This is a genomic window from Candidatus Manganitrophaceae bacterium (assembly GCA_016200325.1).
GTDB lineage: Bacteria > Nitrospirota > Nitrospiria > SBBL01 > Manganitrophaceae > Manganitrophus.
Genome location: JACQEZ010000001.1, coordinates 71,310 through 85,232, shown reverse-complemented (window position 1 = coordinate 85,232; position 13,923 = coordinate 71,310). Strand labels below are relative to the sequence as shown.

Annotated in this window: 15 protein-coding genes; 6 read left to right on the top strand and 9 right to left on the bottom strand. The window is 57.8% G+C overall.

Annotation, left to right across the window (positions count from 1 at the left end):
* Positions 1–249 precede the first annotated feature (249 nt).
* The 4 genes from HY282_00385 to HY282_00370 all read left to right on the top strand — a co-directional run bounded on the left by HY282_00385 (position 250) and on the right by HY282_00370 (position 4,835).
* A complete protein-coding gene (locus tag HY282_00385; GenBank protein MBI3802206.1) occupies positions 250–915 on the top strand; it encodes a response regulator transcription factor in 666 nt (221 codons plus the stop codon).
* A complete protein-coding gene (locus HY282_00380) occupies positions 899–2,338 on the top strand; it encodes a heavy metal sensor histidine kinase (GenBank protein MBI3802205.1) in 1,440 nt (479 codons plus the stop codon). The genes HY282_00385 and HY282_00380 overlap by 17 nt, the downstream gene beginning before the upstream one ends.
* A 125-nt stretch (positions 2,339–2,463) precedes the next feature.
* Positions 2,464–3,954, top strand: coding sequence for a DegQ family serine endoprotease (locus HY282_00375; protein MBI3802204.1), 1,491 nt, complete (start codon positions 2,464–2,466; stop codon positions 3,952–3,954).
* 476 nt (positions 3,955–4,430) lie between these two features.
* Positions 4,431–4,835 carry a CBS domain-containing protein gene (locus HY282_00370; GenBank protein MBI3802203.1) on the top strand — a complete coding sequence of 135 codons (405 nt, stop codon included), beginning with the start codon at positions 4,431–4,433 and terminating at the stop codon, positions 4,833–4,835.
* A 68-nt stretch (positions 4,836–4,903) separates the two neighbouring features.
* Here the strand turns inward: HY282_00370 and HY282_00365 are convergent, their stop codons facing one another.
* The 3 genes from HY282_00365 to HY282_00355 all read right to left on the bottom strand — a co-directional run bounded on the left by HY282_00365 (position 4,904) and on the right by HY282_00355 (position 6,689).
* Complete coding sequence (locus HY282_00365) at positions 4,904–5,470, bottom strand: bacterioferritin (GenBank protein MBI3802202.1); 567 nt, start codon at positions 5,468–5,470, stop codon at positions 4,904–4,906.
* 210 nt (positions 5,471–5,680) lie between these two features.
* Complete coding sequence (locus HY282_00360; protein MBI3802201.1) at positions 5,681–6,190, bottom strand: hypothetical protein; 510 nt, start codon at positions 6,188–6,190, stop codon at positions 5,681–5,683.
* Position 6,191: 1 nt separating this feature from the next.
* Complete coding sequence (locus HY282_00355; GenBank protein MBI3802200.1) at positions 6,192–6,689, bottom strand: TlpA family protein disulfide reductase; 498 nt, start codon at positions 6,687–6,689, stop codon at positions 6,192–6,194.
* A gap of 195 nt (positions 6,690–6,884) precedes the next feature.
* Between HY282_00355 and HY282_00350 the strand changes: the two genes are divergently transcribed.
* Both HY282_00350 and HY282_00345 read left to right on the top strand, forming a co-directional pair.
* Complete coding sequence (locus HY282_00350; GenBank protein ID MBI3802199.1) at positions 6,885–9,053, top strand: trehalose-6-phosphate synthase; 2,169 nt, start codon at positions 6,885–6,887, stop codon at positions 9,051–9,053.
* Between the two features lie 294 nt (positions 9,054–9,347).
* A complete protein-coding gene (locus tag HY282_00345) occupies positions 9,348–9,641 on the top strand; it encodes a lipid-A-disaccharide synthase N-terminal domain-containing protein (GenBank protein MBI3802198.1) in 294 nt (97 codons plus the stop codon).
* 13 nt (positions 9,642–9,654) lie between these two features.
* Here HY282_00345 and gpmA read toward each other — a convergent pair whose 3' ends face one another.
* The 6 genes from gpmA to crcB all read right to left on the bottom strand — a co-directional run bounded on the left by gpmA (position 9,655) and on the right by crcB (position 13,717).
* A complete protein-coding gene (gene gpmA / locus HY282_00340) occupies positions 9,655–10,404 on the bottom strand; it encodes a 2,3-diphosphoglycerate-dependent phosphoglycerate mutase (protein ID MBI3802197.1) in 750 nt (249 codons plus the stop codon).
* Positions 10,405–10,540: 136 nt separating this feature from the next.
* A complete protein-coding gene (locus HY282_00335; GenBank protein MBI3802196.1) occupies positions 10,541–11,692 on the bottom strand; it encodes a hypothetical protein in 1,152 nt (383 codons plus the stop codon).
* The gene (locus HY282_00330; protein ID MBI3802195.1) at positions 11,689–12,504 is read right to left on the bottom strand and encodes a hypothetical protein; all 816 of its coding nucleotides are present in this window, start codon (positions 12,502–12,504) and stop codon (positions 11,689–11,691) included. The genes HY282_00335 and HY282_00330 overlap by 4 nt, the downstream gene beginning before the upstream one ends.
* 56 nt (positions 12,505–12,560) lie before the next feature.
* The gene (locus HY282_00325; GenBank protein ID MBI3802194.1) at positions 12,561–12,935 is read right to left on the bottom strand and encodes a hypothetical protein; all 375 of its coding nucleotides are present in this window, start codon (positions 12,933–12,935) and stop codon (positions 12,561–12,563) included.
* Between the two features lie 50 nt (positions 12,936–12,985).
* Positions 12,986–13,333, bottom strand: coding sequence for a DUF190 domain-containing protein (locus HY282_00320; GenBank protein ID MBI3802193.1), 348 nt, complete (start codon positions 13,331–13,333; stop codon positions 12,986–12,988).
* Between the two features lie 9 nt (positions 13,334–13,342).
* Positions 13,343–13,717 carry a fluoride efflux transporter CrcB gene (crcB, locus tag HY282_00315; GenBank protein ID MBI3802192.1) on the bottom strand — a complete coding sequence of 125 codons (375 nt, stop codon included), beginning with the start codon at positions 13,715–13,717 and terminating at the stop codon, positions 13,343–13,345.
* Positions 13,718–13,923: the final 206 nt, after the last annotated feature.

Sequence of the window (13,923 nt, the reverse complement as noted above, 5' to 3'; positions counted from 1 at the left end):
TCGCCGATTTCGAATTGCGGAATGCGGATTAAAAAGAAAAAATCTCCGGATACATCGGCACCGGCGGCGGGCTTTTCCGAACGGAAGAGGGCGGGGCGGAGTTGGCAGCCGATCGAATGGTTGAGGTAGGGCCGATTTGCCCGCGTTGGAATCGCGGCCGGTTCGATGGGATTATTATACCGCTACTGAATCACACCCCTCGCAGCCCTGCCGTTTTAAGACGACACCGGATGTGTTATACTCGCCGCCATGCGCTTTTTAGTAGTGGAAGATGAGGAGAAGGTCGCCCGGTTCGTCCGCCGGGCACTTGAAGAAGAGAGCTATGCCGTCGATGTGATCGGCGACGGGGAGTCGGCGATCGATCAGATTGAGGTCGTCCCCTATGACCTGATCCTCCTCGACCTCACCCTTCCGAAAAAAGGGGGGCTCGAGGTGCTTCAATGGCTGCGGCAAAAGGGATACAAGATTCCGGTGCTGGTCCTCACCGCCCGGACGGCGGTCGGCGATCGGGTGAAGGGACTCGACCTCGGCGCCGACGACTATCTGGTGAAGCCGTTTGCAATCGAAGAGCTCCTCGCCCGCATCCGCGCGCTCCTCCGCAGAGGGGGCGCCGTCGCGTCTTTGCTTCAGGCGGACGACCTGACCCTCGATCCGGTCTCCCACGATGTCCGCCGGGCCGGACAAAAAATCGAACTGACCACCAAGGAATATGCCCTTCTCGAATACTTCCTTCGCAACCCGAACCGGGTCTTGACCCGGTCGATGATCTCGGAGCATGTCTGGGACATTCACTTCGACACCTTTACGAATGTCATCGATGTCTATGTCAATTACCTTCGGAACAAGATCGACCGCGGCTTTAAGCGCCCGCTGATTCAAACCGTTCGTGGAGTCGGCTATGTTCTCAAAAGCTGAATTCCAAGGATGGGCTTGGCCGGTCTCGATCCGGGGGCGGCTCGCCCTTTGGTACGGCACCATCTTGGCGGGGGTCTTCCTCTTCGTCGGCGTGATCCTCTATTTTTATTTCTCGAAGACGCTGCATGCCGATTTTGATCGCTCGCTTCGATCGACCGCAGAGGCGCTCGCGCATGCCTCGACCGATCGGCAGTCGGTTCTTCCGGAACTCGACATCGAGAGCCTCCTGCAACAGCTCGACAACCCCGATCTCTCCACCGGCTTCTTCCAGCTCTTCGATCCGCTCGGCCGATCCGGCGCCCGCTCCCGGAATCTCTCCAAGCGGCCCTATTCGTTGACCGAGCCGGCGCTCAGCAATGCGGCTCAAGGCCGATTCACCTATGAAACGTTCCTCGACCCCGAGCGGGGGAAAATCCGCTGGATCACCTACCCGGTCATTCAAAACGGGCGGCTGGTCAATATCCTTCAGGTCGGCGGCTCGCTGAAGAATCTCGAATCGGTATTAAGCCGCCTGCGGCTGCTTCTCCTCGGGATTTTCCCCGCCACCCTTCTGGTGGTGGTGGCCGGCGGCTGGCTCTTGACCCGCCGGGCGCTGCAGCCGGTCGATGCGATGGCCCAAGTCGCCCGCCAGATCACGGCCGGCGATCTCTCCCGCCGCATTCCGATCCACGCCGGGCACGATGAGCTCGGCCGCCTGGCCGAAACGTTCAACGCCATGATCGCGCAATTGGAAGAGTCGATTCAGCGGCTCCGCCAATTTTCGGCCGACGCCTCCCATGAGCTTCGCACCCCGCTGACGATCCTAAAAGGGGAGACCGAGCTGGCGCTGCGCCAGGCCCGGACGATGGAAGAATATCAGATGACCCTCGCCAGCTCGCTGGAGGAGATCGACCGGATCTCCCGGATCGTCGAAGAGCTCTTCCTCCTCTCGAAGGCCGACTTGGGAGAGGCCCGTCTGGAGAGAAAGCCGGTCGCGCTGGCGCCCCTCTTTCGCGAAACGCTTGGGCAGATGGAGCTGCTCGCAAAAGAAAAAGAGATCTCGCTCCGCTTCGACTGCCGTGAAGAGGCGGTCGTCACCGGGGACTCCGACCGGCTTCGGGAGCTGCTGCTCAATCTGATCGAGAACGCCATCCGCTATACGCCACGGGAAGGGCGGATCGTCGTCACCCTCTCGCGGGAGGGAGCGCACGCGCGGGTCGCCGTTGCCGACACTGGAATCGGGATCCCAAACGAGGATCTCACGAAAATCTTTGACCGCTTCTATCGCGCCGACGCCGCGCGCGAGATCCACCCCAAAGGGAGCGGCCTGGGGCTCTCGATCTCTCGGTGGATCGTCTATGCCCATGGCGGAACGATCCAGGTCGACAGCACCCCCGGCCTCGGAACCCTCTTTACCCTTCGTTTTCCCCTCCGAAACGATTAGATTTTTTTAATCTTCAATTAATTCCGTTTTAACCTCTCTGGTTTAAAGTCATCATCAATACCGAATGATTTCGGCCGGATGACTTTGGTTTAGATCAAAAAAAGCAATCAGGAGGTTTTTGCAAGATGAAACGGATTAGAACGATTTTAGCTCCAACTGTTTTTCTTTTATTCGGGTTGGCCGTCGGCGGCTTTCTCACCTCCCATCTCCACCTCTCCTCGGTCGGCCAGGCGGCGGAGGTCCGACGCGACATCACGCCGCTGCGGGCGGCCGTTCCGGCCGATGACCTCTTCATTGAAATTGCAAAGCGGGTCACCCCTGCGGTGGTCAACATTTCAACCACGCGTGTTGTGAAGAGCGGGGAAGACACCCCTTCGATGCCCCCGATGTTTAATGATCCTTTCTTTAAACGCTTCTTCGGCGATCGGCCGGGCGAGCGGCCATCCCCGCAGCACCCCCGGCGGTCGCAGGGGCTCGGCTCCGGCGTGATCGTCGATCCAAGCGGCATCATCGTCACCAACAACCACGTGATCGCGCAGGCCGACGAGGTCAAAGTGCTGCTCGCCGACAAGCGGGAATTCAAAGGCAAGGTGATCGGAAGCGATCCGAAGAGCGACCTGGCGGTTGTGAAAATCGACGCTGAGAATCTTCCATCAATGCCGTGGGGGGATTCGAATCAGCTGCAGGTCGGAGAATATGTCTTGGCGGTCGGCAATCCGTTCGGCCTGAATCAGACGGTGACGGCGGGGATCGTCTCGGCGGTGGGGCGGGCGAACGTCGGCATCGCCGATTATGAAGACTTCATTCAGACCGATGCCGCCATCAACCCCGGCAACTCCGGCGGCGCCCTGGTGAACCGGCGGGGCGAGCTGATCGGAATCAATACCGCCATCTTTAGCCAAACCGGCGGCTACATGGGAATCGGCTTCGCGGTACCAAGCGACATGGCCCATACGATTATGGACAGCTTGGTCAAAAACGGAAAGGTGGTCCGCGGATGGCTCGGCGTGTCGATCCAGGAGGTCAGCCCGGAGCTGGCCAAACAGTTCGGGTTAAAGGAGCCGAAGGGGGCGCTCATCGGGGATGTCCTTGCCGGCAGCCCCGCCGAGAAAGCGGGAATTCAGCGGGGAGACATCCTGGTCGCAGTCGATAACAAAACAATCGACAGCCCGGAACAACTCCGGAAGCGGGTCGCCGCCGCGCCGGTCGGCCAAAAAATCACACTGACCGTCTGGAGAGATAAAAAAGAAAAAGAGATCGCGGTCTCCCCGGGCGAACAGCCTCAGGATGTCGCCATGGCCGGCAAGGATGAAAAGGGGGCGGAATCGAGCGCCGCCTTCACCGGGCTGCAGGTTCGAACCCTCACCCCAACGCTGGAGCAGCGCTTCGAGCTGCCGAAGGGACTTCAAGGGGTGCTGGTCGATCAGGTTGAGGATGGAAGCCGGGCGGAAGAAGCCGGGCTGCGGCCGGGAGACGTGATTATCGAAATCAATCGAAAGCAGATTCGAAATATCGGCGACTATGAGCAGGTCGTCTCGGGATTCAAAAAAGAAGAGAGTGCCCTGCTCCTGGTCCATCGGCGAGGGAACACCCTCTTCTTAAGCTTGACGGCTTAACACTGAATCATGGACACCCGTTCCCGCCGACCGGCGAGGCGGCCTGCGACGCACCCCCGTCGCATTTCCCCGCACCGCCTCGCCGGTCACCCTTCCCGCCGCATAAAGCCAGAGCGCGATGCGGCGGGGGCGACGGATGGAAACGGGACACTTTCAACGAGGGAGATGATGAAACAGCCGATCTGGATTCGAGAAAGAAAATCTTCACCCCTCCCTCCGATCCCCCTTCGTCCTGTCCTCTGGATGCGAACCTGGGGAGAACGCCACAAGAGAATCGACAACCTGTCCGATTGGCCGACGCGGCTTCTCTCTCGCATCCGGGAAGAAAGGGAATCGGTTCCGGTCGAGGTAATTTTGATGCGGTATCGCTTATTGATCCTGGTCTTTTCCGCTTGGATCTTCAAGCGCTGAGCGGGTGAGAAAAAAAGAACGGATGACTGATTTAAAGAAGTCCTAAATCATAAGGAGAAGCCATCATGAAGGTTAAAACTCGGGAAATCGGGCAACTTCGGCTGGGAAAACCGCGTTTCGCCCGCGAGTACGATTCGGCGTTTGATATCGCTGCCGAGCTCCTCGACAGCGGCCACACCGCCATCCCCATTGTCACCCGGGAGGGCCGGGTGGTCGGGATGGTCGGAGAGCAGGAGTTGTTGCGGGTGCTGCCGGGCCCGCGCCGGCTGGAGGAGATCAAGGCCAAGGAGATCATGGCCCGTGTGCCGGTGGTGACAGAGGAATTATCCCTTGCAGATGCGAGCAAGACGTTGGAGGATGCACACCTTCAGCGGCTGCCAGTTGTCCGAGAGGGGATTTTGATCGGAACGATCACCCGACGGGATCTCCTGCGCGCAGGATTGGGCTGGGGAACGGGGGAGTGGGAGTAAATCGGCCAGCTTTCTTCCGCAACGCAGGGGTCGGGTGTCATTCGTTTTCGATCTCTGTCTCGGATGATTTAGGCCGCTTTCTCTTTAGTAGGTTCATCGAGGGTCTGGAGAAGGTTAGAGAGCTCCTCGGCATGTTGCTCCTCTTTGGCGAGGATTTCTTCCATAATCCGCCGGCTGGTCGGATCCTTTTCACCGAAGTATCGGATGATCTCGGAATAGCTTTCGATCGCAATCCGCTCGGCCACCAGATCTTCCTTGATCATCTCGACAAGAGTATTCCCCTCCACATATTCGGAGTGGCTCTTCGAAATCAAGCCTTGCGGTGAGAAATCGGGCTTGCCGTTGAGCTGCGTGATCCGCTCGGCGATCTGATTGGCATGCATCTCTTCTTCATTGGCATGTTCCAGGAACTCCTGCGCCACCGCCTGCGCATGAATCCCGCTCGCCATGTAGTAATGGTTCTTGTATCGGAGCGTGCAGACGATTTCGGTGGCCAGCGCCTGATTTAAGATATCGATGGCCGTATTGATGTCCCCCTGGTACGTCTGTGTCACCGCCCCTTTCTCTATATTCTGGCGAGCGCGCTCGCGAAGGGTTTTAATATCGGTCAAGAAAGGCTTCTCCTGCTTTTCCATTGTAACCTCCTTTTCTGTCAGCTTCGACAACCACGAACATCGGGAAGATCGATGCGCAGGTAACTCTACCTGAACCTTGCGCCTCTATTATTCTATGCAATTTGGTCGCGTGGATACAAGTGCGCCTCATTAAAGAGGGCCTCTATCCTGCTTTTTGTCTGCTTTGGGTGAAAGCGTGCCGAACCGACCCTCAGCAAACCACCTCCCTTTTTAAGGGCGGTGAAATCCGCCCGGAAGGGTCTCATCGTCGAAAGGGAACGGAAGCCCCTCGGGAACCCGTAATTTAGGCTCGGGACTATAGGCCGGGCTGTTCTTCTGGATATATTCCTTGGCGATCTCCGGCAGGTTCAAGTCGAACTGCCGGGCGCGCTCCTCCATCTTCTCCACCGTGTAGGCATTTTGAATGGCATCCCAAACCAACGCCAACACCCCGGATCGCCTCCCCTGCGGGGAGCAGATCAACGCCGGGCGGGCCTCTTGGGGAAAGAGGATCTCCTCTAATTGTAGAAAGTTCTCCTTGGACCATGCTTTGGCGTCGACCGGAAGTTCGGCGTAACGCAGGCCGGCCCGCTCCGCTTTGCGCCGCTCCGGCTCCCGAAACTCCTCCGGCATCGTCGTATCGATTAACATCCGATATCCCCTCTCACGCAATGTGATCAGCTCCTCGTCGATCGGATGACCGGCAAAAGCGAGCTCCGGGTTAACCTTTTTGATTTCCATTTCAATTTCCTCCCACAACGGCACGTCGATCGCCGCGCTCTTCCTGTTCGGCCTCATTCAACAACCGCTCGATCATCCGTGTCACCGGCGCCGTCGCCTGAGATCCTGTATGGCGGTATCGAAGAAGAAGGTTGCGATCATAAAGAAAATAGGTCGGGACGGCGTCGACCTGGTAGGTCGATGCCACCACCCCCTCCTGATCAAGCACGATCGGATGGGTGAGCTTGAAGGCACGGACCATCCGCTCGACCATCACCTCATTCTTATCCGTTTCAACCAAAGGGGTATGAACGCCGATCACCCGGAGCCCCCTCGGCCCGTACCGCTCCAGCCACTGCACAACCGCCGGCATCTGATCTTTACAGAGAGGGCAGCTCAATGCCCAAAAATGAAGCAGGGTGACCGCCGCGCCGTGAGCGGCGACGTCGATCGGTCCGCTATTGAGCCATCCGGCCACCGGCGCAATCGGCAGAATCGGTGTTCGCAAGCGCAGTCCCATTGTTCACTCCACTTGTCTCTAGTCTAACGATTTTAGAGCGATCCGGGCAAGAGGGAGCGATTCCGACGCAGATGCGGTGTGGAAGTGGAGAAAAACCGGTGCGGTCTTGAAATGCCGGAGCGGTTCTTGCTTTTTGAACACCGGAGCATTTAAGATTAACGGCAGGACTGCCTCTGGGTCCCGAATGGAGATGCGATGCTCAGCCTGCCGACAGGTTTTCTATGGGAGTTGGCCCCGTCCTTTGGGTTGGCCGCCGTGGCGGTCATTGCGGCCCACTGCTTCCGGAGGTTTCTAATAAAACGGATGCTGCGCTGGGGAGATTTCAGCCATCGGATCGAACGGCTCTCCTTTTTCTGGCCGTGGGTTCTCGGCCTCTATGTGGTGTTGACCCACCTCCCCGGTCCACCCCGCGCCGTCAGGTATATCGACAAGGTCCTCGATCTCTATCTCTATGCCACCGGCACGTTGATGGCGATTCACCTGTCGCTCTGGGTGCTTCAGCGTTTCTTGACCGAACAGGGAATCGTCGCCCCGGTCAGCAAGACGGTGCACAAGGGGATCTATGCTCTTTTTGTTCTCGTCGGAACGCTCCTTCTCTTCTTGAGGATCGACGTTCCGGTCTCCCCCTTCCTGACGGTGATCGGGATCGGCGGGCTCGCGACCGTGCTGGCCTTTCAGGAGACCTTGTCGGACACGGCGGCCGGCTATCACCTTCTCTCGGAGCGGCGTCTGCGTATCGGCGATCGGATCCGCCTCCACTCCGGCGAAGAGGGGATCGTGCAAGAGGTCTTGTGGCGGACCACCCGGATTCAGTCCCCTTCAGGCCAAACCTACCTGGTTCCAAATCGCAGAATCGCGCATGGATTCATCACGACCCCTTCCCGGGACGAAGTCTGGGACAGTGCAAAAGTCCGAACGGTGATCGAAACCAATCTCTCCAATCGAATGCTCGTCCTCGTCTCAAATCGAGAGCCGTATGTTCACCGCTGGATGGATGATGAGATCCGCTGCGACCGTCCCGCCGGCGGGCTGACGTCGGCGCTCGACCCGGTGATGCAGGCCGCACGCGGAATCTGGGTCGCCTGGGGAAGCGGAGATGCCGATCGGGAAGCCTCGGATCCGGAGGGGAAGGTCGCGGTCCCTCCCCACCATCCGACCTATACCTTAAAGCGGATCTGGCTCAATCAAGAAGAAATCGAGCACTATTATCACGGCTTCTCCAATCGTTTTTTCTGGCCCCTCTTCCATAAAGCGATGGACAAGGTCCAATTTATGGAAGAGGACTGGCGCTACTATAAAGAGGTCAATGAGCGGTTTGCCGAGGCGGTTTTATCGGAGACGAAGGGGAAAAACCCGATCGTCTGGATTCAAGACTATCACTTGGCCTATGCCCCGCTTCTCCTCCGAGAGCGTCAGCCGGAGGCGGTCCTCTCCCTCTTCTGGCATATCCCTTGGCCGTCGTACGATGTCTTCCGGGTCGCCCCCTGCCGACGGGAACTGCTCGAGTCGCTCCTCTGCTGCGACCTCATCGGCTTTCAGACCCCGTTCTATCGCGATCAATTTCTCGAGTGCGTCCGCCAGATTTTAAACCTGCCGGTCGACCCGGCGCGAGAGTCGGTCTTGTATCGGGGCCGAACGGTCTATGTGAAAGCTTTTCCGATCAGCATCGATACGGAGGCCTGGCTCCGGCTCGCCTCCATCCCGGAAGCGGAAGAAGAGATGGCGGCGCTGCGGAAGAGGTTGTCGCTGGGACCTGACGGCTTCATCGGAATCGGCGTCGACCGGCTCGAATATACCAAAGCGCTCGTCGAGCGATTCAACGCGATCGACCTCTTTTTTACCCGCTACCCGCAATTCAAGAAAAAGTTCACCTTCATCCAGATCGCCTCCCCGAGCCGCACCGAGATGGCCGACTATCAGACCTATGGAGAAGCGCTCCTTCAGACCGCCCGCGAGATCAATAAACGCCACGGGAAAGAAGGGTGGCGGCCGATCGATTACCGCCCGATCTACATCGCCCCGGAGACGCTGGCGATCTACTACCGGGCGGCCGACCTCGCCATCATCAGCTCCTTCGCCGACGGAATGAATCTCGTTGCAAAAGAGTTCCTCGCCTCTCAGATCGACGAGCGGGGGGTCCTCCTCTTAAGCGAGCTCGCAGGGGTCTCCGAAGAAATTCGAGGGGCGTTCTTGATCAATCCTTATGACGTGGAAGGGCTGGCGGAGGCGATCAAAACATCTCTCGGGATGACCACTTCCATCAAAAAGGTCTTGATGGAGGAGATGCGCCAGCAGGTCCGAATAAACAATGTCTATCGATGGATGGGAACCATCTTCGAGGAAATTCACCGGATCGCCGGCTGAGGAGATCATTGCGGAATGCGAATTTCGAAGTGCGGAATAAAGGAAAGAAGAGAAACCAGAAGTTAGAAGGAACAGCGCCCTGCGCGTTTGAAGCCAAATCCCCGTTCCCGACCGATCTATTCAACCACCCCCGCGACTTGCTTCTCCCCCATGACTGTGGTAGGTTCATTTTTTTCCAAGCCCATCGAGACGCAATCCTACCTCGATCGGTCGATTTTCATCCGGTATATAATAAGGCCGATACCATCCATCTATATTATTCATTTAAATGATTCGTCAACGAGGAGGAACGCCATGGACTCACACGCCGTCTGGCTGGCCATCGGATTTCTAGGACAAGCGCTGTTCTCCATGCGCTTTCTGGTCCAGTGGCTCAAAAGCGAGAAAAAAGGCCGGAGCGTGATTCCCATCGAATTCTGGTACCTCAGCATCGCCGGGGGCGGCATTCTCTTCATCTATGCGCTCCACACCGCCGATCCGGTTTTCATCTTCGGACAGGTGGGCGGCCTCTTCATCTATGCCCGCAACCTCCACCTCATTCGACGGTCCGAAGGGAAACGCCCGGCGGTCGAACCGACCGATCCCTGATCGACGCCCGCGCCTACCCTTTCTTCTTCGTCTGGCCGGCAACCTCTTCGATCGCCTTTTTCACCTTCTCCGGATCGCCCAGATAAAAGTGGCGAATCGGGGTCAGATCATCGTTCAGCTCATAAACCAACGGAATCCCGGTCGGGATGTTGTAGGCGACAATCTCCTCATCCGACATCTTGTCGAGATACTTCACCAACCCGCGGAGGCTGTTTCCGTGCGCCACGATCACGACCTTCTTTCCAGCCCGCACCGTCGGAGCGATCGTCTCATGCCAGTAGGGGAGAAAGCGGGCGATGGTCTCTTTGAGCGATTCGGTCAACTGAATCTCTTCCGGCTTGAGATCGGCATAACGCGGATCGTTCCCCGGATAGCGCGCGTCGTCCCGCGTGAGCGGCGGGGGAGGGATGTCGAAGCTGCGGCGCCAGATATTCACCTGCTCGGCGCCGAATTTCTCGGTCGTCTCCACCTTGTTCAGCCCCTGAAGGGCGCCGTAATGCCGCTCGTTGAGCCGCCAGCTCTTCTGATCCGGAATCCAGAGGAGGTCCATCTCCTCTTGAATGAGATAAAGGGTTTTGATCGCCCGTTTCAAGACCGAGGTATAGGCGAGATCGAATCGATATCCCTCTTTGGCCAGCCACCGACCGGCCTCGCGCGCCTCCTCGACCCCCTGCTCCGACAGCCCGACATCGGTCCATCCGGTAAACCGATTTTCCTTGTTCCACACGCTCTGGCCATGGCGGACCAACACCAGTTTTTTCATTCTTTTCTCTCCACGCACGTCGTCCAAGCAGCGCCCGATCTTCCGGCGCATCCCCGATGAAAATCCCGCATAGGGTGCCAACAGTCGCGCGACTTGTCAACAGTTTATTTCTTTAATGGTGCGCCGCCGCCCGACGTCACATCCCCGGATGACCTTGCATGCCGTGCTCCGCTCCGTCCGTGTCGCGCCGCTTGTCTATTTGATCTTGTTGATCTTGCCGATTTATGTAATCTAGCCGCTCTCGTCGCTCTTCCGGGGACATCTTGAGAAATGCCAGCTGCGCCTCGGTCGACATCATCATCATCGCCATCGCCTCTTCCGGATTCATCTGAAGCAGCGCCTGCTGCTGCTCGATCGGGATCGGCGGCAAGGGATGGAGCGGCATCGTCTCTAAATTCTCGATCGGCGCCTGCATCAAATGAAGCTGCCGGACCGCCTCCTCCCGCTTGTTCCGAACGGCCGGATTCGTCAAAATGTCCATGTAAATGTCGTGAAAGCTGTGGAGGTTGTCGAAGGTGGCGGCGATTTCGGGAAAGCGGTCGGCGAAGGTCGGCGAGATCTCATGCGCCATCGGCATATGCTTCGGGAGGCGCGCGGGATCGAGGAACATTTTTTTGAATTCGTCGACGGCGGTCTCCATCTTCCTTCGACGCACTTTCGGATCGGGCTCTAGGAGCGCCTCGTTGGCCGCCAGCTGCAGCCAATGATAGGCCCAGATGGCGCCGTTGAATTTCGGGTACTTTTCTTTCCAGTAACCGGAGAACGATTGCCCTTCCATCAGCCGCATCGATTTTATATCGAGCGGAAAGGTCCGTTTTGGCTCGGTGAGATAGTAGTTCAGGGCGCCGCGGATCGCCCGGTCTTTCTCGCTCACCCGATCGTCGGAGAAAATATCGTAGACCTGCCGGTGAAGATAATGGGTCCAATCGAATGCCTTGTTCACCCGCCAGGCGAGTTTGACACTCTCCGGAGCGATCGTCTCCTCCGACGGCGAAAACCGCGGCCGGCGCTTTTGACCGAGGAACATCTTCGTGACGTCCCGGAAGAGATCTCCCTCGATCGATTGGATCGCCTCTGCTTCACTCTTCGCCTGAATCAGCCGCTCCGCCAAGTCCGCATGCCCGATATCGATGATGTTGAGCAGCGCATTAAATTCGGGGTAGACCCGCCGCGTGGCGAAATTGTACTCTCCCGGAAGGTAGAAGACCGACTCTCTCTTTTCGGCCGATGCAGGAAATGCCAGAAGAAGGAGTACGCTCATCGCCCAGAAGAATCGACCTGTCTTCATCCTTCTCCTCCCTTGCGTTGCGTCACGGGGAAAAACCGCCGGAATGAAAAAACAGTCGACACTCCGACGGTGAACCCATAGCGGCTCTCCCCTTCACTTCGTACGAGACGAAACAGGCCGGCATCGACCACCCAGGTCGGTGTCAGCTGCAGCCGGCCGCCGAGCTCGGAGATAACCTCGGTTCGCCCGCCGTCGATCGGCCGAACCGCATACAGGTCGGCCAATAAGACGGCAAAGAGGATCGGGAAGGTCCGTTCATAAGCGATCCCATAAAGCGATCGGCCGACCCGATCCCCTCCCTGACCCGGCGCTTCGGTCGGCCCCGCCGTGTAGGCTCCATTCAGGTGAAATCGATTCATCCCGAGCGTCTTGCTGACGATCCCTTTGAGTCCCGCGTGGAGATGATCGCCGCCGAACGGACCGGTGGGGAGGAATATCTCCGGGCGAACCGCGAATGCCGGGAGGGTCTCGCTCTCCTGGTTGAGATTGTAGAGAAGGTGAATCTCTGTCGCGGCGAGGCCGCTCTTTGTCTCTCCGTCGTGCCGGGCCACCCCCTCCCCTTCCAGGCCGACCTCCCCATCTTTTATCAATCCCCAGGTCAGCCCCGGTTCGACAGAAAGACTATATCCGCCGCCCCGGTGCCCGATATAGCGGGGGAGGCCGAGCTGAAACTCAAAGGCGCGGAACTCGATCGGCTGCGCATCCTCAATGGAGATCGGGCGCCCTGGGTCGAGGTTTCGATAGTCGGACTGGCCGTAGACCGGTTCCGATAAAGACATTAACAAAACAAGAATCGACCAGAGATAAAACACGCGCTTCTCCCTCGTAAAGTACAAAAAGAGTGCAAAAAACTTTATCGAGGGGGAAATCAGATCCGGTAGACGGAATAGAGCTGATAGTAGGCGTTCAATAATCGTGGCAGGGACGTTAATTCGAAGAAGTAAGGCAGGCGGTTCGAGCCGGCGGGACAGCCGGCGAGGATCAGGGCCGGTTCAATCGGCTCCACCGAATCCAAAAGACGATCCGAACCAAGGTCGCTCTTGCTATAGGAGATGGAGCCGGAGCAGGAGTGCTCCGCCCCCTTGGAGGAGTGATGGGAGCGGTCCGCGCCTGGATGGGCATGCTCCCCGGCCGCCTGCGCCATCGGGGTGGCGTTGCTCCAAGGGCAGATCCCCCAGATGAAAAACCAGACGATCAGAAGAAGGGGATTGAGATAGATCGATGTCGTGCGATGGATCTTCAAGGCGGCTCCTCTTCTATTCACTCTAGCCGAGCCCAACTGAATTTGTCAATTTATCGATCTTCCTCTTCGGTATCGCTCGATCGGATCACCTCCGAGTCGGAGAGCTCAATCACCCCTTTCCGAACCATCTTTGCAATCTCCGGGAGAAGCCGATCGATCGTCGCCGGCGATTCGATGACTTCGAGCTTAATCGGAAGATTCTCGCTGAGGCGAAGGATCTTCGGGGTATGAAGGACGCGGCTTTGGCCGTAGCCGGCAAAGCCGCGAAAAAGGGAGACCCCTGCCACTTGCCGGGTCTGAAAGAACTCGATCAGCGCCTCATAGAGGGCGCGGCCATGCCACTGCTCGGTCTCATCGAGGTAGATCGTAAGCCGCTTCGCTTTTTCCTTTTTGATCATGAAAGCCCTCTAGATTTGTCGCGCCAACACAATTCCGAGCCGGACCGCCAGGAGTCCGGCCGTCACACTGAGGAGAATATTCAACAGCGCCAACGTAAAACTTCCCTCTTCCATCAGGCGATGGGTTTCGTATTCAAAGGTCGAGAAGGTTGTATACGCTCCGACAAAACCGATTGCAATCAAGAGACGCCAGTGGGGATGAACGATAAACCGCTCGGTAATGGCCGTGGCGAAGAGGCCGAGGACAAAGCTTCCGCTGATATTGATGACAAACGTCCCATACGGAAAGAGCGCCCCCATTCTTCTACTGATCCAGCCGTCGACGACATAGCGGGCGATCGCCCCCAGAAATCCGCCGATCCCCACCATCAGATATTGAATCAATGCCGCTCCTTTATTATCGAACCGGGCTCGGATCTCTTCTAGAGATAAAAAAACTCCTACCCAAGTTGCACACTCAAGTAGGAGTCATCAGCCCATTGCTCCGGGCGGTTCCGGCGAACTCCATCGCCGCTTCGCCATGTGATCCTGATTATAGGTGGGGCCGATGGCGCTGTCAACCATTTCAGGTCATACAGTCTCAAGAGCCG

Bases quoted from the DNA above. Each gene is read 5' to 3' on its own strand.
- HY282_00385 (MBI3802206.1), top strand. From the start codon at position 250: ATGCGCTTTTTAGTAGTGGAAGATGAGGAGAAGGTCGCCCGGTTCGTC.
- HY282_00380 (MBI3802205.1), top strand. From the start codon at position 899: ATGTTCTCAAAAGCTGAATTCCAAGGATGGGCTTGGCCGGTCTCGATC.
- HY282_00375 (MBI3802204.1), top strand. From the start codon at position 2,464: ATGAAACGGATTAGAACGATTTTAGCTCCAACTGTTTTTCTTTTATTC.
- HY282_00370 (MBI3802203.1), top strand. From the start codon at position 4,431: ATGAAGGTTAAAACTCGGGAAATCGGGCAACTTCGGCTGGGAAAACCG.
- HY282_00365 (MBI3802202.1), bottom strand. From the start codon at position 5,470: ATGGAAAAGCAGGAGAAGCCTTTCTTGACCGATATTAAAACCCTTCGC.
- HY282_00360 (MBI3802201.1), bottom strand. From the start codon at position 6,190: ATGGAAATCAAAAAGGTTAACCCGGAGCTCGCTTTTGCCGGTCATCCG.
- HY282_00355 (MBI3802200.1), bottom strand. From the start codon at position 6,689: ATGGGACTGCGCTTGCGAACACCGATTCTGCCGATTGCGCCGGTGGCC.
- HY282_00350 (MBI3802199.1), top strand. From the start codon at position 6,885: ATGCTCAGCCTGCCGACAGGTTTTCTATGGGAGTTGGCCCCGTCCTTT.
- HY282_00345 (MBI3802198.1), top strand. From the start codon at position 9,348: ATGGACTCACACGCCGTCTGGCTGGCCATCGGATTTCTAGGACAAGCG.
- gpmA (MBI3802197.1), bottom strand. From the start codon at position 10,404: ATGAAAAAACTGGTGTTGGTCCGCCATGGCCAGAGCGTGTGGAACAAG.
- HY282_00335 (MBI3802196.1), bottom strand. From the start codon at position 11,692: ATGAAGACAGGTCGATTCTTCTGGGCGATGAGCGTACTCCTTCTTCTG.
- HY282_00320 (MBI3802193.1), bottom strand. From the start codon at position 13,333: ATGATCAAAAAGGAAAAAGCGAAGCGGCTTACGATCTACCTCGATGAG.